Annotated in this window: 24 protein-coding genes and 1 pseudogene; 16 read left to right on the forward strand and 9 right to left on the reverse strand. The window is 65.8% G+C overall.

From position 1 onward, the window contains the following. The first annotated feature begins 83 nt into the window (after positions 1–83). Together IMX13_RS10190 and IMX13_RS10195 are read left to right on the forward strand one after the other, a co-directional pair. Positions 84–923, forward strand: a pseudogene (locus IMX13_RS10190) (type 1 glutamine amidotransferase domain-containing protein). Between the two features lie 98 nt (positions 924–1,021). Beyond that, positions 1,022–1,753, forward strand: a complete 732-nt coding sequence (locus IMX13_RS10195) for a hypothetical protein (protein ID WP_193396351.1) — start codon at positions 1,022–1,024, stop codon at positions 1,751–1,753. 66 nt (positions 1,754–1,819) lie between these two features. Here the strand turns inward: IMX13_RS10195 and IMX13_RS10200 are convergent, their stop codons facing one another. From IMX13_RS10200 to IMX13_RS10210, 3 genes are all read right to left on the reverse strand, one after another. Further along, entirely contained in the window at positions 1,820–3,703 is a 1,884-nt protein-coding gene (locus IMX13_RS10200; protein WP_193396285.1) for a DUF2075 domain-containing protein, read from the reverse strand. Next, on the reverse strand, positions 3,700–3,972 hold the full coding sequence (locus tag IMX13_RS10205) for a nucleotide pyrophosphohydrolase (protein ID WP_227255387.1): 273 nt from the start codon (positions 3,970–3,972) through the stop codon (positions 3,700–3,702). Before IMX13_RS10205 ends, IMX13_RS10200 begins: the two co-directional genes overlap by 4 nt. Before the next feature lie 253 nt (positions 3,973–4,225). After that, positions 4,226–5,605 carry a hypothetical protein gene (locus IMX13_RS10210; RefSeq protein WP_193396286.1) on the reverse strand — a complete coding sequence of 460 codons (1,380 nt, stop codon included), beginning with the start codon at positions 5,603–5,605 and terminating at the stop codon, positions 4,226–4,228. 128 nt (positions 5,606–5,733) lie between these two features. Here IMX13_RS10210 and IMX13_RS10215 point away from each other — a divergent pair, with 128 nt between their 5' ends. Then, entirely contained in the window at positions 5,734–6,516 is a 783-nt protein-coding gene (locus IMX13_RS10215; RefSeq protein WP_193396352.1) for a 3-hydroxybutyrate dehydrogenase, read from the forward strand. On the opposite strand, the gene IMX13_RS10220 is transcribed toward IMX13_RS10215, so the two are convergent. Further along, positions 6,513–6,884, reverse strand: a complete 372-nt coding sequence (locus tag IMX13_RS10220; protein ID WP_193396287.1) for a DUF4180 domain-containing protein — start codon at positions 6,882–6,884, stop codon at positions 6,513–6,515. The genes IMX13_RS10215 and IMX13_RS10220 overlap by 4 nt on opposite strands. Positions 6,885–7,199: 315 nt before the next feature. On the opposite strand from IMX13_RS10220, the gene IMX13_RS10225 reads away from it, so the two are divergent. Genes IMX13_RS10225 through IMX13_RS10245 form a run of 5 tightly spaced genes read left to right on the forward strand, consistent with a single transcriptional unit; the run spans position 7,200 to position 9,861 of the window. Then, positions 7,200–7,622 (forward strand): PAAR domain-containing protein, encoded by a 423-nt coding sequence (locus tag IMX13_RS10225; RefSeq protein WP_193396288.1) that lies wholly within the window; start codon positions 7,200–7,202, stop codon positions 7,620–7,622. 2 nt (positions 7,623–7,624) lie between these two features. Continuing rightward, positions 7,625–8,077: a DUF4123 domain-containing protein gene (locus IMX13_RS10230; RefSeq protein WP_053517579.1), complete on the forward strand. Its 453-nt coding sequence runs from the start codon at positions 7,625–7,627 to the stop codon at positions 8,075–8,077. Next, positions 8,077–8,436, forward strand: coding sequence for a hypothetical protein (locus IMX13_RS10235; RefSeq protein ID WP_053517578.1), 360 nt, complete (start codon positions 8,077–8,079; stop codon positions 8,434–8,436). The genes IMX13_RS10230 and IMX13_RS10235 overlap by 1 nt, the downstream gene beginning before the upstream one ends. Next, on the forward strand, positions 8,436–9,137 hold the full coding sequence (locus IMX13_RS10240; RefSeq protein ID WP_065181358.1) for a Tox-REase-5 domain-containing protein: 702 nt from the start codon (positions 8,436–8,438) through the stop codon (positions 9,135–9,137). Before IMX13_RS10235 ends, IMX13_RS10240 begins: the two co-directional genes overlap by 1 nt. A gap of 13 nt (positions 9,138–9,150) precedes the next feature. After that, entirely contained in the window at positions 9,151–9,861 is a 711-nt protein-coding gene (locus tag IMX13_RS10245) for an Imm52 family immunity protein (protein ID WP_180875926.1), read from the forward strand. Between the two features lie 22 nt (positions 9,862–9,883). Here the strand turns inward: IMX13_RS10245 and IMX13_RS10250 are convergent, their stop codons facing one another. The 3 genes from IMX13_RS10250 to IMX13_RS10260 are packed head-to-tail and all read right to left on the reverse strand — an operon-like array spanning position 9,884 to position 11,529. Next, positions 9,884–10,342, reverse strand: a complete 459-nt coding sequence (locus tag IMX13_RS10250) for an SRPBCC family protein (protein ID WP_193396289.1) — start codon at positions 10,340–10,342, stop codon at positions 9,884–9,886. Between the two features lie 2 nt (positions 10,343–10,344). Then, the gene (locus IMX13_RS10255; protein ID WP_053517574.1) at positions 10,345–10,659 is read right to left on the reverse strand and encodes a metalloregulator ArsR/SmtB family transcription factor; all 315 of its coding nucleotides are present in this window, start codon (positions 10,657–10,659) and stop codon (positions 10,345–10,347) included. A 33-nt stretch (positions 10,660–10,692) separates the two neighbouring features. Beyond that, complete coding sequence (locus tag IMX13_RS10260; RefSeq protein ID WP_193396290.1) at positions 10,693–11,529, reverse strand: oxidoreductase; 837 nt, start codon at positions 11,527–11,529, stop codon at positions 10,693–10,695. Between the two features lie 102 nt (positions 11,530–11,631). On the opposite strand from IMX13_RS10260, the gene IMX13_RS10265 reads away from it, so the two are divergent. From IMX13_RS10265 to IMX13_RS10275, 3 genes are all read left to right on the forward strand, one after another. Continuing rightward, positions 11,632–12,585, forward strand: a complete 954-nt coding sequence (locus tag IMX13_RS10265; RefSeq protein WP_319637183.1) for an AraC family transcriptional regulator — start codon at positions 11,632–11,634, stop codon at positions 12,583–12,585. Positions 12,586–12,640: 55 nt separating this feature from the next. Beyond that, the gene (locus IMX13_RS10270) at positions 12,641–13,225 is read left to right on the forward strand and encodes a TetR/AcrR family transcriptional regulator (RefSeq protein WP_193396291.1); all 585 of its coding nucleotides are present in this window, start codon (positions 12,641–12,643) and stop codon (positions 13,223–13,225) included. Between the two features lie 95 nt (positions 13,226–13,320). Beyond that, positions 13,321–13,806, forward strand: coding sequence for a hypothetical protein (locus IMX13_RS10275; RefSeq protein WP_193396292.1), 486 nt, complete (start codon positions 13,321–13,323; stop codon positions 13,804–13,806). Positions 13,807–13,830: 24 nt separating this feature from the next. Here IMX13_RS10275 and IMX13_RS10280 read toward each other — a convergent pair whose 3' ends face one another. Both IMX13_RS10280 and IMX13_RS10285 read right to left on the reverse strand, forming a co-directional pair. Continuing rightward, positions 13,831–15,075 carry a hypothetical protein gene (locus IMX13_RS10280; protein WP_193396293.1) on the reverse strand — a complete coding sequence of 415 codons (1,245 nt, stop codon included), beginning with the start codon at positions 15,073–15,075 and terminating at the stop codon, positions 13,831–13,833. 86 nt (positions 15,076–15,161) lie between these two features. Next, the gene (locus IMX13_RS10285; RefSeq protein WP_193396294.1) at positions 15,162–16,163 is read right to left on the reverse strand and encodes a helix-turn-helix domain-containing protein; all 1,002 of its coding nucleotides are present in this window, start codon (positions 16,161–16,163) and stop codon (positions 15,162–15,164) included. Between the two features lie 260 nt (positions 16,164–16,423). On the opposite strand from IMX13_RS10285, the gene IMX13_RS10290 reads away from it, so the two are divergent. The 5 genes from IMX13_RS10290 to IMX13_RS10310 all read left to right on the forward strand — a co-directional run bounded on the left by IMX13_RS10290 (position 16,424) and on the right by IMX13_RS10310 (position 22,528). Continuing rightward, entirely contained in the window at positions 16,424–19,000 is a 2,577-nt protein-coding gene (locus IMX13_RS10290) for a TonB-dependent receptor (RefSeq protein WP_193396295.1), read from the forward strand. 52 nt (positions 19,001–19,052) lie between these two features. Further along, positions 19,053–19,634, forward strand: a complete 582-nt coding sequence (msuE, locus tag IMX13_RS10295) for an FMN reductase (RefSeq protein ID WP_193396296.1) — start codon at positions 19,053–19,055, stop codon at positions 19,632–19,634. A 159-nt stretch (positions 19,635–19,793) separates the two neighbouring features. Continuing rightward, a complete protein-coding gene (locus IMX13_RS10300; RefSeq protein WP_193396297.1) occupies positions 19,794–20,156 on the forward strand; it encodes a DUF3088 family protein in 363 nt (120 codons plus the stop codon). Positions 20,157–20,170: 14 nt separating this feature from the next. Beyond that, positions 20,171–21,166, forward strand: a complete 996-nt coding sequence (locus IMX13_RS10305) for an LLM class flavin-dependent oxidoreductase (RefSeq protein WP_053517564.1) — start codon at positions 20,171–20,173, stop codon at positions 21,164–21,166. Between the two features lie 18 nt (positions 21,167–21,184). Next, entirely contained in the window at positions 21,185–22,528 is a 1,344-nt protein-coding gene (locus tag IMX13_RS10310) for an LLM class flavin-dependent oxidoreductase (protein ID WP_193396298.1), read from the forward strand. Positions 22,529–22,532 lie beyond the last annotated feature (4 nt).

Consider the following 22,532-nt stretch of genomic DNA (forward strand, 5'->3'; position numbering starts at 1 on the left):
GAACAGATGTTTTTCGATGCGGCCAATTTATCGCCGCTGGGGCGATGAATAAAGTGGCGGCCATTCCCCGATAGGAGCTTCCCATGAACCTGATGACCCGATTGGCCGCAGCGCTGGCCCTGACCCTGGCTGCCAGCGGCGCCCACGCCGCCAACGTGCTGGTGGTGCTGTCCGACGAAAACCACCTGGACCTGAAGGACGGCAAGGTGCTGTCCACCGGCTTCTATCTCAACGAGCTGATGCAGCCGGTCAAGCTGCTGCTGGACGCGGGCCACGCGGTGACCTTCGCCACGCCGCAGGGGCGGGCGCCGACGGTGGATGCGTCCTCGGTGACGGCGGCGTACTTCGGCAACGATGCCGCGCAGCTGACGCTGCACAAGGACCTGCTGGAGAAACTGGCGCTGACCTCGCCGACGGCCTCGCCGGTGGTCAGCCTGGCGCGTGTGGAGCAGCAGGGCTACGCGCGTTTCGATGCGGTCTACATTCCCGGTGGCCACGCGCCGATGCAGGACCTGCTGAAGAGCCCGGCGCTGGGCCGGCTGCTGGCCGACTTCCACCAGCGCAGCAAGACCACCGCGCTGGTCTGCCACGGCCCGATCGCGCTGCTGTCCACCCTGCCGGATGCAGCGGGTTTCGTGGCAAAGCTGGACGCGGGTGCGATGCCGGCTACGCCGAAGTGGATCTACAGCGGCTACCAGATGACGGTGATCAGCAACCAGGAAGAAGAACAGGCCAAGCCGCTGCTGGGCGGCGGCGAGATGAAGTTCTACCCGCAGACCGCGTTGCAGCGGGCGGGTGCGAAGTTCAGCAGCAACACCACGCCGTGGACCGGCCATGTAGTGGTGGACCGCTAGCTGATTACCGGGCAGAACCCGGCCTCGGCGTTGGAGGTGGGGCAGCGGCTGCTTGAACGGTTGAAGTAAGCCGGTGGATTGGGCGTGTGATGGCCGGCGTGGCACCATGGCGGATTGGCCTCGCGCATTCGGGCGAGGCCTTTTCCCAGGGAAGCCCTCGACACGACATGCGAACGTCCTTCTTTATTCTTTCCGGCCTGTGCCTGGGCCTGCTGTCCGGGTGCGCCACCGGCCCGGAGCAGCACACCTCAAGCCGCGAGATTACCGGTGCCTTCGTGGCCGACGATGGGCAGCTTTACCTGCTGCCGCGCTACGACGAGCCGATGCGTTTCGATGCGGCGCCGTTCCGTGACTACCGCGCCCTGATGGACAGCCCGCTGCGCGAGGCGGTGGTGTGCGCGCAGATGTACTTCCACGAGGATTGGCGCGATCCGGCCAACAAGGCCAAGGTGCATGGCAGCTACGCGCTGCTGCTGCGGCCGGAGCAGGTGACGCCGCAACAGGCGGCGCAGTTCAGGCTGGAACGGATTGACGTCACGCCGCGCGAAGCCAAGGTGGTCGATGAGCGCGCGCGCTACTACCTGCCGCTGGAGCGGAGCCGTTACTCGCTGGCCTTTGATCGCGCCTGCGACCTTTCAAAGAAGGGCGGCAGCTATTACAGCGCCTTGTTCGAGGGCAATGGCGAACGCGTGCAGTTGCCGCATGCTGCGGCACTGGCGGCGAAGGCGGCGCTGGCGCAGCCGATCAACGCGCGCGCCGAGCGTATCCTGCCGGAGCGGGAGGACGGGCCGGGCGTGGGGTCAGCGGCGGGCAAGGTGCTGGGCGCCGCTCTGATTCCTGTGGCGGTTCCGGTGTTTGTGTTGAGCCTGCCGTTTCTGGGGCCGGATCACTGGAAGTGATGGGTTGAGGGGGAGCATCTTCGCCCCGCGTGAATCTACCGCTGATGGCCTGTCAGGTGGAGGCGCTCAGGCCTCCACCTCTACAGCGTGCTCAACGCTGGCGACGGACTGCAGTCGGGCCCTGAAGTAGGCGGCAACCTGCGGATCGGTCGCGTAGACGTAGCAGCCCTTCATCCCTCGGGTCATCAAGGTGCGGTAGGTGTTCTTGATGATGGTGTCCGCGAGTTCAGCGGCGTGGGCGGGATGAGCCTTTGACAGCTTCACGAAACCCTTCATGGTTTTGTCGTGCCGGTCCCGCGCGCGCGGCACGGTCTTGAGCGCGCCGTCCTGCATGACGAGGTCCGGCCCGATGATCACCCCGATGTAGTCCACTTCCAGACCCTGGCAGGTATGGATGCATCCCACCTGGTCGATCGAGTCCGGCGAGATGATCCAGAGGCTTCCGTCGTCATTGAGGTTCCATTGGCGCTGGTAGCTGCCGATGACAATGTCCATCTCCTTGCTGTTCTTCTTGCTGTTCCAAGGCCAGCAGTAGCCGGCCACAACGCGCGCACGGTTGCCGGTGTTCCTCGCTTCGATGGCGGCATGCAGCGCGGACGGATCATCGAATACCTGGAAGTCGTAGCTGTTCTCGTCCAGCGTTGTGTTTGCGGTGGGCCGGATCTGCAGTACATCGTCCAGCCACGCCAGATAGCCGTCTGAACCCGCGCAACGGAACTGCGAAGACAGTACGTATTCCTCCACCGTCGCTCCACGGGCAATCGCGAAGTCCCGGATGGCCTCTTTGGTGCCGACATCCTTCAGTGTGACGCGCTGGTCTTCATCGATGAAGAACACACTGCATAGTGCGGCATTTATCAGTTCCTGGATCTGGTGCGTGCCCAGGTTCCCATAGAACCCGCTCTTCTCGGTAAGGCGGTGTGCCTCGTCCACGACCAACACGTCATACGCGTTCTGTGCCGACTCGGTAAAGGAGCCGGACCCGCCGAAAAGATGCACCAGATGGGCGTTCTCGGGCTTCTGGATGAGCGCGTTGCTGTAGACGGCGCGAGGTGCCGCATTCTTGGAGATGTACTTGACGGTCAACCCATCGCGAAGCGCGGCAAGAAGATTCACCGCGACAATCGACTTGCCCGTGCCCGGGCCACCCTCAACAATGACGACACGGGGCTTTCCGCTGGCGTGCGCTTGGGCACACGCGGCCTTGGCGGCTTCAAATACCTGCTTCTGCTCATCAAGCAGCGCAAAGGCACTATTTCCCCTCAACAGCCGATGCACATCGTCGGCGAGCGCCTTGGAAGGGCGGATTCGCCCATTCTCCAGCTCGGCAAGCACGGACGCGCCATCGCCTTTGCTGGTGTGCTGACTGATGAAGCCACGCAGCTTTTCGAGGTCCCCGGTGCTCTTCAGGAAGAGCGGGGCACGTTCGATGTAGGGCTGATAGTGGGGCGAATCGATCACACCGTCCGGCACATAGTTGTGCAGGTAGGCGCAGGGGTGGAGCTGGAGTTTTCCTTCATGGACCGCTTCGTTGAAGCCTTCCAGGAACGCAGCATAGGACCACGCCTGATAGCTGGGGTGAACGAGAGACTGCCCTTCGCGAAGCTCCACGATGGCGTCGCGTTTGGTCGGCTTGATGGCGGACCATTGCTTGAGCTCGACGATGATGACGTGGGGCGAGCCGTCCTCGGAGCGACCGGTCAGGACGACGTCGATGCGCTTCTTCGACTGGGGAAGAATGAACTCCACGGCCACACCGATGTCATCGGGAATGGAGTGATGGGTGAGTGCACGCGCGACGTACCGAAGCGACTCGCGCCAGGAACGGATCTCGGGCTCGCCTACGTCGCCCTTCGTCGCCGCCTTGAAGCTGGCGCGGATGACCTCCTCGATCTCCTCGTCGTTGCATTGGCGAAGGAAGGACGCCTTGTCTGCCTGGTAGACGATCATGGCTGCGACAGCTTGTTGTACTTGGTGCTGACGCCCCGCGAGAGGTCCACCGGGTACTTGGCGGCATTGGTGGCCAGCTTGCTGCTGACGGCTTCGTTCAGATCGATGCCGAGCACGTCCGACAGCCGGATGAGGTACAGGGCTACATCGGCAACTTCATCGCGTACGGCCTTGGCGGTGGTTTCCGAAGTCGCCGCCTTGAACGAGTCGGCCTCTGTCATCCACTGGAAGATCTCGTTCAGCTCCCCAACTTCGCCGGAAAGGGCCATGACAAGATTCTTGGGGGAGTGAAACTGGGCCCAGTCACGGGCTTCGGCGAACTCCCTGAGCGCTTGGGCAGCGCCCCGAACCTCGACAAGAGGGTGTTCCATGGCATGGCCTTATACGACAGGGTTTGGCCAATTCTACCCATGCCAGTGGGGCGTAAGCGACATTTCGGCCTTGATTCCCCTGCAATCAACAAGGGCGCCAATGGGCGCCCTTGTTGGTGATGCGATCAGGCGATGATTGCCCGTCCCGGCATCAGCCCCGACACCTCGGCCTGCCCCCTGCCACACAGCTGGCCTGCCAGTGCTGCCAGGCCTCGGCATCGATACTGGCCTTCAGTGCAATGGCCTGCAGCTCCGCCCAGTCTTTCGGTGAAGGCGCGGCCAGCAGCCCGCGCATGAAGGCCTGCATCTTCGCCTCACCCACCTGCTTTTCCAGCGAAAGTAGCAGCAACGGACCATAGACGTAGCGATACATCTCGCCCAGGTCCGAGTGGCCATCGACGGCATCAAGCGCCGGCAGCGGCGTATCGAGCGCATCGACGGTGGCCTGCAACCTTGCAACATAGTGGTCCGCCGCAGCGTCACCACTGATCTGACGCAGCGCCTTGATCGACAGGAATTCGGCGCTGGATTCCAGCAGCACCCAGTAGTACGGCCCCTGCGGACGGTTGAGCGTGCCGAAGTAGTAATGGCCCATTTCGTGCGCGACGTACTGCACGCGCCGTTCGGCCTGTTCACCGCCGGCCAGCAGCGAATCGGCCACGTTGCCGATGCTGCCGCTCATGGCGATGGTCGGCCAGGTGGCAAAGCCCCATTCGCTGCCGTCGCGGTCGCGCTCGGCCTGGTTGAGCGTGACCATGCGCAGGAAGGTGGGGCGGTCGGCCAGCGGCACGCCCATGTAGCGCGCGTGCACGTCGGCCACCTGCTGCACGACGCGGGACAGCGCGTCGACCTTGGGCGTGGGCAGGCTCTCGTTGAGGAGGGTGACCTGCGCGGTGTGGGTGATCGGGCCGCTGCCACCGAACAGCAGGATGGGCCGCGCGTTGTCGCTGCGAAAGCGGCCCTGCGTGCCTTCGATGGCGGGGCTGCCATTGAGGTACAGGAAGCGGCAGCCGCGGCAGTCCACCTGCAGGTCGTAGCGGCTTTCGCTGCCGCGCACGCGGGCCTTGGGGTCGAACGCCTGAGGCAGCCATGCAGACTGCTCGGTAAAACGGGCGCTGTCGCCGTTGAAGGCCATCATGCCTTTGAAGTCGCCCATGGCATCGTGCTTCGGGTACAGCGGGAACGCGCCCACGTACTGCACGCAGAGCGTGGCCGTGTGCTCGGCCAGAGTGTAGACGCGCGCCTCGCCATCCACGCCCGGGTCGTACCAGCCATCGAATCCGACCGGCTTGCCCTCGTCATCGGTGACCCGTGCGACGTTCAGACCGGCATTGAGCACGAAGTGGCTCTGTGCGTCGGCGGGGCGATTGGACAGGCATGCATCGCCCTCCACGCGGCCACTGGCGATATCCAGGCGCACACTGCCAGTGGTGAGCGGCGTTGCCAGCTGCTCGGGCGATGCGGCTTGGCTGAGGGAAGGAGCGAGCAGTGCGGCGAGGGCCGCCGGCAGCAGGGCCTTGCTGGGGTTCATCGAGCCATCCTTGGGTGGATGGCGCCGACTATAGAGCCAATATGAATTCCTGCCGAGAGGGGCGCATCCACGCGTGGCGTGCAGTTGCGGAGCTACACTGGCCCCCTGCACGTGATGGAAGCTCGCCCATGTTGAACGGAAAGGTCGCAGTGGTTACCGGCTCCACCAGCGGTATCGGTCTTGGCATCGCCACGGCGCTGGCGCGACAGGGCGCCGACATCGTGCTGAATGGCTTCGGCGATGCGGCGCAGATCGAGAGCCTCCGCGCCAACCTCGAAGCGGAGTTCGGTGTGCGGGTGGCGCATGACGGCGCCGATCTGTCCCGGGGCGAGGCGGTACGAGCCATGATCGCCAACGCCGTTGCGAGGATGGGGCGTATCGACATCCTGGTGAACAACGCGGGCATCCAGCACACCGCGTCGATCGAGGAATTTCCTGTCGAGAAGTGGGACGCGATCCTGGCGCTGAATCTCTCGGCGGTGTTCCATGCCACGGCGGCGGCCTTGCCCTACATGAAGCAGCAGGGCGCCGGCCGCATCATCAACATCGCCTCGGCGCATGGGCTGGTGGGCTCGGTGAACAAGTCGGCCTATGTGGCAGCCAAACATGGCGTGGTGGGATTGACCAAGGTGACCGCGCTGGAGAATGCCGGCACCGGCATCACCGCCAATGCCCTCTGCCCGGGGTGGGTGCGCACGGCGCTGGTGGAGCAGCAGATCACCGCGTTGGCAGAGAGGGAAGGCACGGATCAAGAGTCCGCCGCTCGCGCGCTGCTGGCTGAAAAGCAGCCGTCGTTGCAGTTCGTGACGCCCGAGCAGCTGGGCGAGATGGTGGTGTTCCTGGCCTCGGACGCTGCGGCGCAGATCACTGGCACGGCGCTGCCGGTGGATGGGGGCTGGACGGCGCGCTAGGTAGCCGACACGGGAAGACGCGCCAGCAGGGCGTCCCAGTCGGCCACGAAGCAGCCGTTGCGGCCGCGGTTGCATTCGGTGATCCACGCGTCCAGCGATTCGCTCTGTGCGCGGTGGGCGCTGACATCCCCCAGTACGGCAAAACGCAGGCGGTAGTTCACCAGCATCTGCAGCCATTGCCCGGCCATGCCCGAACGCAGATCGAAGAAGTCCGGCGAGAGGCGCTGCGCGGGAACCACGATCCACTCGGCATCGTGACCCAGCGCGTCGCCGACGAGGTCGCGCAGGCCGCTGGCATCCAGCACGGGGCCTTGGTCATGGACGCGCAGGAGGGTGGTGTCGCCGATCTTTTCCAGGTGCGGGTGCATGGGGGTGGAGTGGGTGGTGTGCGTTGAGCGGGGTGGGGGAGGGAGCGAGCTAGGGCTGCCCCTTTTGCGGACGGTGTGGGTCGATCAGGCCGGCTGCTCGCTCATGGTGACGTGTTCGCCCTTAACTGGAGACGCATTCTGCCGCATTTGAGAGGTGGTTGTGTTTACACGATTCCAGAATTCTCCTTGTAGCTCATCCACTTGCGGGATTGCAGGTAGATCGCCGCCGTTTCGCGCCTGGAAGTCCTGTCATCGGCTTCGGTAGCTTCGCGCAGCTGGCTGGAAAGGTCGGTGCCTGCTTCGTGTGGAACTGATATGGGTCGATTGATTGTGGTCGTCGGGGATGCAACCAGTGGCGGCGGGCGCGTTATCACGGGCTCTGCGTTTACTGATATCAACGGGCACGCCGTAGCACGTGTGTCCGACCGCGCGACATGCCCCAAGCATCAGGGAATCTTCCCGATCGTGACCGGGGACGATTCCTGGATTGTCGATGGGCAGCCGGTTGCGCGCGACGGTGATCGGCTGGCCTGCGGATGCAGCCTGCTGGCGGGCGCCCAGCAGACGACCCACATCGCGGCTGCTGGTGCGTTGGCACCTGCCACGTCGGAAGGGGATGCCACGGCTCCCGCGCCACCGCCCGACGAGTTCACGGTGCACTCGACCCCAAAGGAGCCGGTCTGCCGGGAATGCCTTCTGGCGGCGGCAAGGAGCGGTGCCGCTTACCTGCGGAGATGAATATGGAATACGCCATTGTTGACGCCGCTGCGTCCCCGCAGATTGCCAATGTTCTGGGGGGTTATGCCACATCGGGCATTGCGTGGCCGCTCTTTGAACATCAGCCTGAAGCCAGCAGCGCCGATGTTGGGCCTTGGCTGATCCAGTTGAATGGCGATGGATGGGTGCGCCGATGGCTGCTGAATCTTGAGGCGCGTCCGGGACGGGTGTGCTGGGTGACCAGTGACGAGCCGGTTGGCGCCGTCATCGAGCATCTTCAAGCCCGCCTGGAAGTACGGCTGTCAGATGGAGGCTTGGCGCTGTTCCGGTTCTGGGATGGACGCGCCTTGTATCGTGTGTGGACCGTCATGACGCGTGAACAGAAGAGAGCGTTCATGGCGCCATTCCTCCGGTGGTCAGTCTGGCTGCAGGGGCAGCAGTGGCAGCTGGATCGCGACGTTGTGGAGAAAAGCTGATGCTGACGTTCAGTGCCAGGCAGGAGGCGTTGCTGCGCTTGCCTGATCTGTTCGATTTCCTCCCCAAGCTTGCTGGCGAGATTCGTCGTGACATGCCCGAACGGGTCCTTGGCATGGATGACGCCGCACTTCTTGCGGAAACCGATCGCTGTTATGCCTACGCGGCCTACGAGTTGGGCATCACCCACCTTCCGGTGCTCGTTGCCTGGACGAAAACGGATGTCGGCAGTGGTGGTGAGCTTCATCGCAATGCTGAAGTGGATATCGCGATTCGCCACGCGGAGCATCCGAGCACCAAGGCGGCTGATGTGCTCGGCGCCTTGGCCGCCTTGCATCGGTGGCCGAAGGGAGAGGAGTGATGGTTGCGGTTCCTGTTCGTTGGGGCATAGGCAAGCTGGCCGAGAGAGCCGCTGCGGCGGCGGCAGCGGCAGCCGCGGCCACCGCGGCGAACGACGCCGTCAAGGACAAGCCAGACGTCCGAAGTCGAGAAGCAGACTGCTCTGATGTGCCAGACCACAGCGAGTGCAATCAGTGCTTGCTGGGGAATGGGCGAGTGGGGCAGCCGCCGACGCCGAGATACATAACCTTGAGCACACGCATCAACTATGACTACCAGCTACAGATCGCCAACATGTTTGCCGGTCCGGAGCGGTTTGGCTATGTACGCCGAGGCGATAGTGCTGACCAGATCGTGAGCATTGGCGTAGAAGTCGTAAAGGGGTTCTTTGGCAAGGGCGGAGAGTACACCACCCTTGAATGGCTATACGGAGGTACCTCGTTTGATGGCTTCTGGCGAGATCGGTGTACCGTGGTTGAAGCGAAGGCCAACTTTGAAAAATTCTTCGACGAATATGGCCGTGATGCAACGCCATTTACGTTTGCCGTAACTGAGTCCTGGCTCAAAAGTTACAGAGTGCAATCCGCGCTCGTCGCCCCTGCAATGCCTAGAGGGAAGCTTGAGTGGCACTTTATGGACGTCGTCGCTTTCATTGCTGGAATTGAAGCCGGGATTCCAACTGAGAGTGCGCGCCATACCCCTTACGTGCTGGGTGCCATTTGAGATGATCGTTACCTTGACCGTGAAGTTCGTCCCACAGAGGCTGTCTCTCTCAGAGGCATACGCCTATTCGGCTGCATTGATCGAGAATCTTGGAGAGCTCACGCCTGATTTCCGGCAATGGTGGGGCATGCCGAAAGGGCCGAAGGACCATTTCGTGTCATTCGTAGAGCGATCGAGGATCATCGCCCGAATGGAAGCGGACGATGCCGAGTTTCCAGAGCTTCGGCATGCCGGCGCTCCCGGCCTGCTGTTGACGAACGCGGGAGATGAGGCGAGCTGGAGGGCGCGCGGACGGGTTGGGCTGGCGATCTCTCCAAGCTTTGGCTCGATTCGGATCAGCATCAGCGATGTGGAGGTGGTCTTCGAGCGGCCATCGCGCGTGCTGTGGACGATTCTGGATGCGATGTCCAAGCGGCCCGATGTGTGTTTGATACAGACGAACGTGAAACAGCGTGTGGGTGCTGATCTACTGCTTTACAGCCTGCATCGAGCACCGTTTCCCCATCGTGAGTTCCTGGGCTGGATGGGATATGTGGATGAGGCGCTCACCCGTGATCAGGTTCCTGCTGCGGCAAAGCTTGAGCGACGGGGCAACGGAACACTCATCCTCGCCACCGACGTACTCGATCTTGCCGACCCGCATGCCGTGCAACAGGCCAACCAGGTCGAGATGAGCCTGGTGGATCTCGGGCTGCTTCCGGTCATCGACCCGGCGTTGAAGTGACTGCGGCCAGACACCTCACCGGTCAGCTCGGCTTAGCAAACACGTCCAGACCCTTGCCGGTCTCCAGCAACGATTTCAGGCTGGACAGCACGATCGGCCAGCCATGGCGGATGCCGGTATCCATGCCGCTGCCGGGTTCCAGATCGTCGTGGGTGACGGTCAGCCGCACCATGTCCTGGTAGGGCACGATCTCGAAGGTGACCCGGCTGTAGCTGTCCGGGTTGTCGGCCTGCGAGGCCGCGGCCCAGGTGATGACCAGTCGCGAGGGTGGGGTGCTTTCCACCACTTCGCCGACCAGCTCGACCGAGCGCGTGTCGTTGGCGCGCACGTGCTGCCAGCGCGAGCCGGGTTTCCAGTCCGAGACGTTCTCGTGGCCCCAGTAGCGGCGGGCGATCTCGGGCCGGGTGATGGCCTCGAACACCTTCTGTGGCGTGGAAGCGATGTAGATCACGTGGATGAAGCGGGTGGACGCTGCGGACATCGTCATTCTCCTTCCAGTTCTCGTTTCAGGTCATGCAGCAGGCTCAGGCGCTGCTGCTCGAACTTGCGTACCCAGCGCTCGTAGACGTCATGCAGCGGCACCGGGTTGATGAAGTGCAGCTTCTCGCGGCCACGGCGCACCGTGCTGATGAGGTTGGCGTCTTCCAGCAGGCCCAGGTGCTGGGTGACCGATTGCCGGGCCATGTCCAGGTGTTCGCACAGCTGGCCCAACGTCTGGCCGTTGTCTGCGCAGAGCAGGTCCAGCAGCGTCCTGCGCGTGGGGTCGGCCAGGGCCTTGAACACCTTGTCTGCATCCATGGCGGACAGAATAGGCAGGTAAATGCCTGCATGTCAACCGCCGTCGGTGGATCGGCTCACGGCCTCCCACTGGTCGATGCGGCTGGACATGGCCTGCAGCTTGTCACGCACACGTTGCACGGCATCGCTGCCCAGCAGCAGGTGGCTGGGCGGTGCGTCGCCGTCGATGATCTTCAGCATGGCCTGCGCCGCCTTTTCCGGATCGCCCAGCTGATGGCCGCTCTTGGCCTCGCGCGTACGGCGGATGGGGTCGAACAAGGCGTCGTAATCTTCAATGCTGCGCGGTGCACGCACCATCGAACGGCCGGCCCAGTCGGTGCGGAACGATCCCGGCGCGACGGCCGTGACGTGGATGCCGAACGTGGCCACTTCCTGGCCCAGCACCTCGCTGATGCCCTCCAGTGCGAACTTGCTGCCGCAGTACCAGGCGATGCCGGGCAGGGTGATGAAGCCGCCCATCGAGGTGATGTTGAGGATGTGGCCACGGCGGCGCGCGCGCATATGCGGCAGCACGGCCTTGATGAGCGCGGCGGGGCCGAACACGTTGACCTCGAACTGGTGGCGCAGTTCGTCCAGCGTGGATTCCTCGAGGATGCCTTCGTGGCCATAGCCGGCGTTGTTGACCAGCACGTCGATGGCGCCGATGCCGTTTTCGATGGCATCGACCAGCGCGTCGATGGAGGCGTGGTCGGTGACGTCCAGCAGGCGGCCGAACGCGCGGCCGGGGGCGAGGGATTCAAACGCCTGGCGGGCCGGTTCGTTGCGCACGGTACCGACCACGCGGTGGCCGGCCTGCAGGGCCTGTTCGGCGAGGGCGCGGCCGAAGCCGCTGCTGGCGCCGGTGATGAGCAGCAGACGGGAGGGGGACATGGTGATGGCCTCATGGAAAGAGGGCTTGCACAGTAGTGCTTGTGGGGGATGCCCTACAGGCCTAAGCTTCGGCCGATCTTGCCTATTCCTCTGAGGTGTGCGGTGCGGTCTGGCGATGATCCGGTGCAGCAGGATGCGCAGGCGCGCATGGTGGGGCTGCTGCAGGCGTTGGCGCCGGAGGAGGGCTACACGCTCACCGCCGTGCCGGGCGTACGCCTGCTGCGCTCGAACCGGCCGCTGGCGCGCACGCCGGTGCTGTATGACCCGGGCATCGTGATCGTCTGCCAGGGCGTCAAGCGCGGCTACCTGGGCGGGCAGGTCTACCAGTACGACGCGCAGCACTACCTGGCGGTGTCGGTGCCGGTGCCGTTCACCATGGAAACCGACGCGTCGGCGGATGCGCCGTTGCTGGCGATCTACCTGCACCTGGACCTGCAGCTGGCGGCGGACCTGCTGCTTGCGCTGGACGCGCATGAGGCGCCGGGGCAGACACACGCGCGCAGCATGGTGGCCAGCCCGATGGACCCGCCGATGCAGGCCACGGTGATACGGCTGCTGCATGCGCTGGGCGACACGCGGGAAGCGGCGGTGCTGGGCCCGGCGCTGGTGCGCGAGGTGTACTTCCGCGTGCTGACCGGCGCGCAGGGCGCTGCGATGCGTGAGGCGCTGGCCATGCGCGGCCGTTTCGGCAGCATCGGCCGGGCGTTGCGGCAGATCCATGCGGCCTATGCCACGGCGCTGGACGTGGCACACCTGGCGGCGGAGGCGGGGATGAGCGTGGCGACCTTCCACGATCACTTCCGTGACGTCACCGGCACTTCGCCCATGCAGTACGTGAAGTCCACGCGCCTGCACCAGGCGCGGTTGCTGATGCTGCGCCAGGGGATGACCGCCGAGGCGGCGTCGCTGGCGGTGGGGTATGCCAGCCCGTCGCAGTTCAACCGGGAGTTCAAGCGTCTGTTCGGGCTGCCGCCGGCGGCGGAAGTGGCGCGGATGCGGCGCAGCTTCGCGGTGCCGCCGGCGCCGGCCGGTGCGCTGTATGTGTCTTCCCACTGAACGGCGCGGGTCGGCACGTTGACAGGCCTACCTACCTACTAGTAGGTTTGCACCCATGAAAGAGTCGCTGTCCCCGAAGGCGCTGGAGATCCTGGCGCAGGCCCGTTCCCTGCTGGAAGCCGGTGGTTACAACGGTTTCAGCTACGCGGACGTGTCCGCGCGGGTGAACATCAGCAAGGCCAGCATCCATCACCACTTCCCCAGCAAGGCCGATCTGGTGCGCACGGTGGTGGTGCTGTACCGGGCCGAGGCACGCGAGGGACTGGCGCTGCTGGACCGGCAGCTGGGTGATCCGCTGCTGGAGCTCAACGCCTATGTCGATTACTGGTCCAGCTGCATTGCCGGCGGAACGGCGTCGTTCTGCATCTGCGCGATGCTGGCCGCGGAAGCACCGATGATCCCGGTGGAGATTGCCGAGGAGGTGCGCGGCCACTTCGAGGACCTGACCGAGTGGTTGACCCGTACCCTGCTGAAGGGCGCCGCGCAGGGGCAGCTGCGCCTGCAGGGCCCGGCGGACGACGAAGCCAAGGCGTTCATGGCGTCCGTGCACGGTGCGATGCTGGCGGCGCGGGGGTTTGGCGATGCGGCGACCTTCGCGGCCCTGGCGCGGCTGGCGATCGCGCGGGTGAGCGCCGCCTGAGAACTGTATGCGGAAGGCCTGCGGCAACGCGGGTCTTCTTTTTGCCCATCAAGCCTACCTACTAGTAGGTTTACTGAATCCAACGGAGCACTCCCATGCCACACCCGCTGTCCGCCCTCGGCGTCATCCACACTGCCGTCAGCCTGCTTCCCATCGTGGCCGGTCTCTATGGCTTGGTCCGCCACCGCGCCATCGATCCGGCCACGCGTGCCGGCAAGCTCTACCTGCTGGGCCTGGTGTTGTCGGTGGCAACCTCGTTCACCGTGTCCAGCACGGGCGGACTCAATCCCGGCCACGCCTTTGGCGTGATCGTGCTGCTGGTTGCTTTCGGCGGGGTGCTAGCCGCGCGCCTGCGCTTCCTCGGGCGGGCGGCGCGGTATCTGTCCACCTTCGCGTTGTCGTTCAGCTTCCTGCTGTCGCTGGTGCCGGGCGTGAATGAAACGCTGACCCGCATCCCGGTGGCACATCCGATTGCGGCCGCGCCGATGGCTCCGGTCGTGCTGCAGACCTTGCTGGGGTGTTTCGTGGTGTTCGTGCTCGGTTTCATCGCACAGTGCTGGCGGATGCGTGGCCGCCGCTGAGAACAGGCGCCGCGGCGACGCTGCTCAGTCTGCCAGCGGCGGCGGCGCGTCTTCGCCATAGGTGGCGTAGGCGCTGCCGCAGGTGGCCACCGTAGCGGCCGCCGCGGGCAGGCCAGTAGCGCGGATGCCGCGCCGCGTATCGCGGTCGAATATTTCCGCGTAGCGTTCGGCGGCCAGCGCGTCATCAGGCAGCACATACAGCAGCACGCGCTGCAGGGTTGACTGGCCCTCCATGGGCTGCGGCGTGCGGAACGCCGGTACCTGCACGCGGGCGCTGTGCCAGCGCATCGGCTCGCTGCTGGTCTGCCAGCGGACCTGCAGGGGCTGATCGAGCGGAAGCAGGGCGGCGCTGTCAGGGTAGCCGTAGGCGGTGCAGTCCGCGGGTGGCGTCGGGATGCTGGCGATGGCGCCGTCACCGATGTCCAGCGTGAGGCCATTGACCTCCATCCGCACGATGGGCGCGCCGCCGTAGTTGTGGACCTTGAACAGCACCAGGCCTTCGAAGCGGCTGCGCTCCAGATCATCTGCGGTAGTGCCGCTGAGGCGTGCGAGCGCGGGCGCGACCTCCACATGATCGCGGTAGTGGTAATAGAGGTGCACCAATTCCGGCGTGCCCGGGCGCCTCCATGACGCGTTGAAGGGCGCAAGGTCCGGATAGGGGTGGCGCAGCAAGGGCACGTCGGTGACGGCACGATCTCCGGAGGGCGTGGCGTAGCGGTAGTGATCCACCGAGCGTTTCAGGCGCCCGTCTTCATACGGGAATGCCCTGTCTGCATCGGACTGCGCGTTGGGGTAGCGGTGGAAGGCGATGAAACGTTCGGGCGTGTCGCCCTGCATGGGCAGGTCCGGGCCAGCGCCGGAGCCGGTGGATGCATACGGCGAGGTGTCCAGCCACAGCGGTAGCCCGCTGAGATTGACGTGCAGTTCCGCGATGGCGGCACGCGAGCCGCCGGCGAAGCTGTCCCAGGTGTTCTGCAGGGAGTGCCACAGCGGAACGATGAGCATGGCTGCGGCGGTGGGCACGAACATCACAGCGTGCACGCGGCCGGGCACCTGGCCACGGTCCCGTACCATGTAGCGCAGCCACGCCAGCGCAAGCACCAGCAGCAACGGTACGCCCACCCAGATCGCCAGGGTGGCCAGCGCCACAACGCCCCAACCCAGATTGGGGGTGGCCACGGCGATGAGCGAAAGGGTGGCGATGAACGCCGCCAGCACCAGCGACACGCCTATCCCGAAGCGGTAGTTCCTGTAAGGGCGGTCAGTCATCACCGTTCCATCGGCCTGCGGGACATGGCGATATCTTGCCGGTCCGATGGCGGAGTGGAAAGGCGGACGTTGCCGCAGGCCTACCCTCAGCAGCCGACCAGTCGATCGGCTTCGATGCCCTGCCGATGCAGGCTGCGGTACTCGGTGGGGCTGGCATCGACCAGCCCGCGGAAATGGCGGCGGAACGATTCCTGCGAGCCGAACCCGGCCTGATCGGCGACCCAGTGCAGCGGGCGGTCGGTGGTTTCCAGCAACTCGCGGGCGAAAGCCACGCGCTCGCGGATCAGCCAGTCGATGGGTGACAGCCCAGTGGCGTCGAGGAACTGCCGTTGCAGGGTGCGCTGGCTCAACGCGGCCTGTTCGGCCAGGCTGCCCAGCGAGTGCGGTTCGCGCAGGTTGCGCCGCATCCATTCCATCAGCTTGGCCAGGCGTGTCGGCTCGCCGCTGGGAATGGCGCGGCTGACGCGCTGGCTGCGCCCGGCATCACGCCAGGGCGCCAGCACCAGGCGCTCGGCAACGAGGTTGGCCACGCGCGCGCCGTAATCCTTGCGCACCATGTGCAGCATCATGTCCATGCCGGTGGCCGAACCGGCCGAGGTGATGATGCTGCCGGCGTCGACGTAGAGCACGTCGTCGCGCACGCCGATGCGGGGGAACTGCTGCGCAAGCGTTTCGGTGAGCCGCCAGTGGGTGGTGGCCTGGCGGCCATCGAGCAGGCCGGCCCAGGCCAGCACGAAGGCGCCCGAGCAGATCGAGGCGATGCGGGCGCCGCGCGCGTGGGCGCGGACGAGCGCATCAAGCAACGCCTGCGGCGGGCGTTCACTGGGTTCGCGCCAACCGGGAATGACGATGATGTCCGCATCGTCCACCGCGTTGAGATCATGCGGCAACTGCACCTGCGTATTGCCGAGCATGCGCAGCGCGCCGGGTTCGCCCGCGCACAGCTGCGTGCGGTACCACGCCACGCCCAGTTCCGGACGCACCGGTGCGAACAGGCCCACCGCACAACCGAACTCGAACAGGCCCTGGCCGTGGCAGGCCACGATGGCGACGGTCGGCGCGGTGGGATCGGCAGCGTGGATGGGCATGGCCTGATGCTACCGGTGATGGTGCATGCCGCCGCGTGGCATGCGGTCATGAGGTGATGCCTGCGGGATATATGGCGGCTGGGGTCGGATCCGTTTCCTTCGAAAGGGATCCGACCCCATGCAAGCGCGCTGCCTAACGTCATTACCAGCGGTCATGTGGGTGGCCGGATGTTACGGCTGGGTGACGCGATCACGCCTGTCGTGGCGGGTGAACAGGCCCTTGAATGGAAGCGTGTTTCCGGCCCACCCCACGAGCCCCCATGCCTGCCGCCTACGCCCCCGTCCTGAGTCCTCTTGCTGTGTTGATCGCCGCCGCCCTGGTTGCGGCCCCCGTGCATGCGGCAGACGCCGATGCGCAGCCGGCAACCACAGCGGCTGCCGCCAACGTCGCTGCATCCACCCTGGACGCAGTGGTGGTGACCGGCTCGCGCACCAGCACGCGCACGGTCAAGAACAGCTCCACGCCCATCGACGTTATCTCCGCCGAGGATCTTGCTGCGACCGGGCAGGCCAACCTGCTCGAAGCGCTGCAGCGCAGCCTGCCGTCGCTGAGCCAGATCGGTGGCTACCAGAGCGACCAGGAGAGCCTGATCCGCGGCTATCAGCTGCGCAATCTTTCACCGGGCTACACGCTGGTGCTGGTCAACGGCAAGCGCCGCAACGCCAGTGCCTATGTGAGCGGTGCCAACGGCGGCGGCTTTCCTGGCCACGCCTGGGCGGATCTGGCGCTGATTCCGGTGTCGGCCATCGACCACGTGGAAGTGCTGCGCGACGGTGCCTCCGCCATCTACGGCTCGGACGCGATCACCGGTGTGGTCAACGTCATCCTGAAATCGCAGGCACAGGGCGGCGAGGTGTCGGTGGAGAGCGGGCAGAGCATCGATGGCGACGGTACGCGTACCAGCGTGCGCGCCAACGTCGGCCTGCCCTGGGGCGAGGGCGGCTTCGTCAACCTCTCGGGCGAGACCACGCGCCAGCACCACGCGATCCGGACGCGACGCTACATCGATGGCTATCTGAGCTATCCGGCGATCGATGCCAATGGCAACCGGGTCGCGCTGCGGCCGAACAACCGCCTGCCGGCCGGTGCGACGCCGGACCCTGCCGAGGCCACGCGCGATGCCGAAGCCAACACCATCCTCAGCTCACCGTCGTATGCGCTGAAGGCGTTTGCGGTGAACGTGGGCCATGGCCTGGGTGAGAGCGCGCAGTTCTACGCCAACGCCACTGCCAGTGACCGCACCGCGCAGGCGATCCAGAACTTCCGCCTGCCGGCCACGATCTTCACCACGTACCGGACGCCGGGGGTGCTGAGCGTGTTTCCCGACGGCTTCCTGCCGGTGCTGGAGACCAAGGAGAAGCAGTACACCGGCACCGCCGGCGTGAAGGGGCAGGTGGCCGGCTGGGACTACGACGCCAGCCTGACCGGCAACCGCAGCACGGTGCGCACCTATACCCGCAACTCGGTGAACTACTCGCTGCCGTACCCGGGCTCGCCCACCGACTTCTATGACGGCAAGCTGGATTACCAGCAGGGCATTGCCAACCTGGACCTGCGTCGGGGCTTTGACGTAGCGGCCTTTGCCTCACCCCTGGAAGTGAGTGCCGGTGCCGAGTACCAGCACGAGCGCTACGAGCGCGGGGCAGGGCAGTGGGAGTCGTACACCGGATTCGGTGCCGCTGCGTTTGTCGGCTACTCCACCGCAGACGCGGTGAACGCCACGCGCAACAGCAAGGCGGTGTACGTGGGGGCGGCGACCAACGTCACCTCGCGCTGGTACCTGGATGCGGCCGCGCGCTGGGAAGACCATTCGGACTTCGGCAGTGTCTCGACCGGACGCTTGACCAGCCGCTTCGACATCACCGACGCACTGGGCGTGCGTGCGACGGTCAGCAACGGCTTCCACGCGCCAAGCCTGGGCGCGCAGTTCTACCAGGCCACGGGCAGCTGCCCGTGCGGTACGACGCTGGTGGCGCAGGTGTCCTCGCCCGCTGCGGTGGCACTGGGTGCCACCCCGCTGAAACCGGAGAAGGCCACCAACTACAGCATCGGCGTGACCTGGGACCCGAGCCCGGCCTTCCACCTGGCCGTGGATGCCTACCAGATCGACATCCGCGGCCAGCTCGGCCAGTCCAGCCAGATCGGCTACAACGCGCAGGATCCGGCGCGCATCACCGACAACAGCGGCACCGTATTGACCTCCGCGCAGAAGAACACGATCGATGCGCTGCTGGGTTCGGCCGGCATCAGCATCCTGCCGGGCGACGCGTTCTATGCCAGCTACTTCACCAACGTGGGCGACACCCGCACGCGCGGCGTGGAGCTGACGCTGGAGGCGAACCAGGACACATCGTGGGGCAAGCTGCGCTGGAGCTACGCCGCCAACGTCGGACGCACCACGATCCGCAGCGTCAGCGCCATTCCTGCGGCGCTGCAGGGGCTGCCCAACATCAACCTGCTGACGAAGTCCGGCGAGTACGCGTTGCGCTTCCGTACGCCCAGCTACACCCAGGTGGCCGGACTGGGTTGGCAGAACGGACGCTGGCGCTCGAATGTGGACGTTACCTACTACGGGTCGATCAAGCGCCTCAACAACGGCGTGGAATACAGGCAGCCACCGGTGCTGGTGACCAACCTGTCCGGCGGTGTGGAGCTGGGCGCGGGCTGGAGTGCGGCGCTGGGCATCAACAACGTGTTCGACAAGCGCACCCGCAAGGTGCCGGAGTACGCGCGCAGCGCCACCGACGTGGCCAGCATCGAGACCACCTGGGACAGCGGTGACGTGCTCGGCAGGATCGGCGCGTTCTGGTACGGGCGGGTCAATTACCGGTTCTGAGGTTCAGGCATGGCGTCGTCGGGCAGCGTCCGGCGTTACCGAGGAGAGTGGCATGTCATCTGGGTTGAAGATTGTTGCGTTGATCGGTTCGCCAACGGCATCGGCGAATTCGCGCACGCTGTTGCTGGTACGGCACCTGCTGGAGGCGCTGCAGCAGCGCCTGCATGCCAGCGTGACACTGGTGGAGCTGGCGCCGATTGCGCGCGCGCTGGGGCAGACGCTGTCGCGCAGCGAGGCCGAGCCCGCGGTGGAACAGGCGCTGGCCACCCTCGAGGACGCCGAGCTGCTGGTGGTGGCCGCACCGGTCCATCGTGGCTCGTACCCGGGGTTGTTCAAGCACCTGGTGGACTTCATCGACCTCGAGGCGCTGGTGGATACCCCTGTGCTGCTGGCGGCCACCGGGGGCAGCGAGCGGCATGCGCTGGTGATCGACCATCAGCTGCGACCGTTGTTCAGCTTCCTGCAGGCGCATACGTTGCCCATCGGCGTGTACGCCACACCAGCCGATTTCGATGGCGAGCAGATCAACAGCGCGGCGTTGCAGGCGCGCATCCAGTTGGCTGCCGAGCGCGCTGCCGGGCATCTGCTGCCGCATGCCGCCAGCGGGCTGGCGCCCCTGCGCCGCATCGCCTGAGCTGCCCATAACGGCCAGCAGTCTGCTTATTGCCAACCTGCATCTGCGTGGCCGGATCCGACCGGCGATTGTCGCCAGCAGGTACGGGCGCGGCGCACAGCTTCTCTAGCATCGATAGCGAAACGGCACTTCATTGCCGGCCCAGACGAGGACGAACCCGTGGCTGCAGCTGCCTCCCCCAAACCCATCCTGTTCCTGCTTGATCGCGAGTTCGTCGACGGCCAGTTGCCGGGCCAGCGCTTCTTCTGCCGGCACAGCCTGCTGCTGGAAGGCGCGCTGTCCAGCATCGACGGCCTGGATGCACAGCTGGACGTGCGCCGCATCGGCTTCGCGCGGCCACGCCGCGAGGTGATCGCGGCGGTGGGCGAGCAGGACGAGTCGCTGCCGAAGCTGGTGCTGCCGCAGGGCGTGCGCAGCGAACACGCCAACGGTGCCTACCAGGACCGGCAGTACGTGACCGGCGCCGAGCCGATCCTGGCCGCACTCAATGGCCTGCTTGGCATTCCTGTGGCCCACCCCTGAGCGAGGACGCGGACATGAGCTACCTCATCAGCGTGCTGGACAAGAGTCCGGTGGCCGAAGGCGCAGGCGCCGAGCAGGCGCTGCGCAACAGCCTGCAGCTGGCCCAGCGTGCCGAACAGCTGGGCTACCACCGCTACTGGTTTGCCGAGCATCACGCCGCACCGACCCTGGCCAGTCCGGCGCCGGAGGTGCTGGCGGCATGGGTGCTGGCACAGACCCGGCGCATCCGCATCGGCAGCGGTGGCGTGATGCTGCGCCACTATGCGCCGTACAAGGTGGCCGAGAACTTCAACCTGCTGGCGGCGCTGGCGCCCGGACGCGTCGACCTGGGGGTGGGCAAGGCACCCGGTGGCCTGCCGGCGTCCACCGCAGCGCTGGCCGCGGGGCGGCCGGCCTTCGCCGATTTCGATCAGCAGCTGCGCGATCTGGAAGGATTCCTGTCCGGCTCGCTGGCCGAAGATCATGCGCATGCCAATGCGCAGGCGCGGCCGGTGCCGCAGGTGGCGGCCGAGCGTTTCCTGCTGGGCGCCAGCCCGCAGAGCGCACGGCAGGCGGCGGAGCTGGGCTGGCGCTTCGTCTATGCCGCCCATTTCGACGGCGACCCGAAGCACATCGAAGCGGCGTTCGAGGCCTATCGCGCCGTATCCACGCAGCCGCCGTTGCTGGCCACCGTCGCTTTCGCGGCGCCCACCAGCGAAGCGGCGGCGCGCCATGTCGGCGCATTGCGTGTCTACAAGCTGCACCTCGGCCCGGGGCAGACGGTGAACCTGCCCAGCCCGGACGCCGCGGCCGAGTATGCCCGCCAGGTGGGCGTGACCGACTTCCGTATCGAAGAGACGCGGCCCAGCGTGCTGTCGGGCGACGCGCAGCAGGTGCGCGGGGAACTGGACGCACTGCACCGCCGCTTCGGCGTGGGCGAATTCATCCTCGATGCGCCGGTGGCCGACCTCGACGCACGCCTGGCATCCCTTGAACTGCTGTCGCCCGCGCCACGCGCGGCGGTAGCCTGACCTGCAGGAGCGATACCCATGAGCAAGACACCGCGCACCATCCCGTTCGGCATCATGCTGCAGGGACCGGGCAGCCACATGCATGCGTGGAAGCATCCGTCCAACCCGGCCGATGCCAGCGTGAACCTGGACTTCTACATCGACATCGCGCGCACGGCCGAAGACAACGGCATCGCGTTCGGCTTCGTTGCCGATGGGCTGTACATCAACGAGAAATCGATCCCGCACTTCCTCAACCGCTTCGAGCCGATCTCGCTGTTGTCCGCGCTGGCCACGGCGACGAAGAAGATCGGCCTGGCCGGCACGCTGTCCACCTCCTACAGCGATCCGTTCACCGTGGCCCGGCAGTTCGCCTCGCTGGACCTGATCAGTGGTGGGCGCGCCGGCTGGAACGTGGTGACCTCGCCGCTGGAAGGATCGGGCCGCAATTACGGCCGCCCGCATCCGGAACATGCGCTGCGCTACCAGATCGCCGACGAATACCTGGAGGTGGTGCAGGGCCTGTGGGATTCATGGGACGACGATGCCTTCATCCGCGACCGCGAACAGGGCACCTTCTTCGCCACCGACAAGTTCCGCCGCCTCGACCACAAGGGCCGCTTCTTCCAGGTCGAAGGCCCACTGAACATCCAGCGCTCCGCGCAGGGGCAGCCGGTGATCTTCCAGGCGGGCTCGTCCGACGACGGCATCGCGCTGGCCGGCAAGTATGCCGATGCGGTATTCACCCACTCGCCCTCGCTGGAAGAAACCCGTGCCTTCACCCAGAAGGTGAAGAACTCGGCCATCGCCCACGGGCGCAGCGGCAATGACGTTAAGATCTTTCCGGGCATCGGGCCGATTGTCGGCCACACCGCCGAGGAGGCCGAAGCCAAGTACCAGGCGATTGCCGCACTCGCGGGCCTGGACGATGCGCTGGCCTACCTCGGGCGCTTCTTCGACCATCACGATTTCACCCAGTACGATCCCGACGCGCCGTTCCCCGAGCTGGGCGAGATCGGCAGCAATTCGTTCCGCTCCACCACCGATCGGATCAAGCAGGATGCCCGCGAGCAGGGCTTGAGCCTGCGCCAGGTCGCGTTGCAGGCGGTGAGCCCGCGGCCCAACTTCATCGGTACACCCGAGCACGTGGCCGACGAGTTGATCCGCTGGTTCGAGGCGGGCGCCAGCGATGGCTTCATTCTGGGGTTTGCGGCGCAGCGCGAGGGGCTGGACGATTTCGTGACCCTGGTACTGCCGATCCTGCAGGCGCGCGGGTATCACCAGCGCGAGCTGGAAGGGAAGACGCTGCGCGACCACCTGGGCCTGCCGTACAAGGCCAGCCGTCATTCGACGGCCGCCGAACCGGCGCGGAAGGTGGGGTGAGGCG

Origin of the sequence: Stenotrophomonas sp. B2 (assembly GCF_014947095.1) — a bacterium.
Lineage (GTDB): Bacteria > Pseudomonadota > Gammaproteobacteria > Xanthomonadales > Xanthomonadaceae > Stenotrophomonas > Stenotrophomonas maltophilia_P.

Coding starts and splice junctions, on each gene's coding strand:
- IMX13_RS10195 (WP_193396351.1), top strand. CDS start 1,022: ATGCGAACGTCCTTCTTTATTCTTTCCGGCCTGTGCCTGGGCCTGCTG.
- IMX13_RS10255 (WP_053517574.1), bottom strand. CDS start 10,659: ATGGATGCAGACAAGGTGTTCAAGGCCCTGGCCGACCCCACGCGCAGG.
- IMX13_RS10280 (WP_193396293.1), bottom strand. CDS start 15,075: ATGACTGACCGCCCTTACAGGAACTACCGCTTCGGGATAGGCGTGTCG.
- IMX13_RS10250 (WP_193396289.1), bottom strand. CDS start 10,342: ATGTCCGCAGCGTCCACCCGCTTCATCCACGTGATCTACATCGCTTCC.
- IMX13_RS10230 (WP_053517579.1), top strand. CDS start 7,625: ATGGAATACGCCATTGTTGACGCCGCTGCGTCCCCGCAGATTGCCAAT.
- IMX13_RS10210 (WP_193396286.1), bottom strand. CDS start 5,605: ATGAACCCCAGCAAGGCCCTGCTGCCGGCGGCCCTCGCCGCACTGCTC.
- IMX13_RS10205 (WP_227255387.1), bottom strand. CDS start 3,972: ATGGCCCTTTCCGGCGAAGTTGGGGAGCTGAACGAGATCTTCCAGTGG.
- IMX13_RS10215 (WP_193396352.1), top strand. CDS start 5,734: ATGTTGAACGGAAAGGTCGCAGTGGTTACCGGCTCCACCAGCGGTATC.
- IMX13_RS10260 (WP_193396290.1), bottom strand. CDS start 11,529: ATGTCCCCCTCCCGTCTGCTGCTCATCACCGGCGCCAGCAGCGGCTTC.
- IMX13_RS10270 (WP_193396291.1), top strand. CDS start 12,641: ATGAAAGAGTCGCTGTCCCCGAAGGCGCTGGAGATCCTGGCGCAGGCC.
- IMX13_RS10240 (WP_065181358.1), top strand. CDS start 8,436: ATGGTTGCGGTTCCTGTTCGTTGGGGCATAGGCAAGCTGGCCGAGAGA.
- IMX13_RS10305 (WP_053517564.1), top strand. CDS start 20,171: ATGAGCTACCTCATCAGCGTGCTGGACAAGAGTCCGGTGGCCGAAGGC.
- IMX13_RS10290 (WP_193396295.1), top strand. CDS start 16,424: ATGCCTGCCGCCTACGCCCCCGTCCTGAGTCCTCTTGCTGTGTTGATC.
- IMX13_RS10200 (WP_193396285.1), bottom strand. CDS start 3,703: ATGATCGTCTACCAGGCAGACAAGGCGTCCTTCCTTCGCCAATGCAAC.
- IMX13_RS10235 (WP_053517578.1), top strand. CDS start 8,077: ATGCTGACGTTCAGTGCCAGGCAGGAGGCGTTGCTGCGCTTGCCTGAT.
- IMX13_RS10310 (WP_193396298.1), top strand. CDS start 21,185: ATGAGCAAGACACCGCGCACCATCCCGTTCGGCATCATGCTGCAGGGA.
- msuE (WP_193396296.1), top strand. CDS start 19,053: ATGTCATCTGGGTTGAAGATTGTTGCGTTGATCGGTTCGCCAACGGCA.
- IMX13_RS10275 (WP_193396292.1), top strand. CDS start 13,321: ATGCCACACCCGCTGTCCGCCCTCGGCGTCATCCACACTGCCGTCAGC.
- IMX13_RS10220 (WP_193396287.1), bottom strand. CDS start 6,884: ATGCACCCGCACCTGGAAAAGATCGGCGACACCACCCTCCTGCGCGTC.
- IMX13_RS10285 (WP_193396294.1), bottom strand. CDS start 16,163: ATGCCCATCCACGCTGCCGATCCCACCGCGCCGACCGTCGCCATCGTG.
- IMX13_RS10225 (WP_193396288.1), top strand. CDS start 7,200: ATGGGTCGATTGATTGTGGTCGTCGGGGATGCAACCAGTGGCGGCGGG.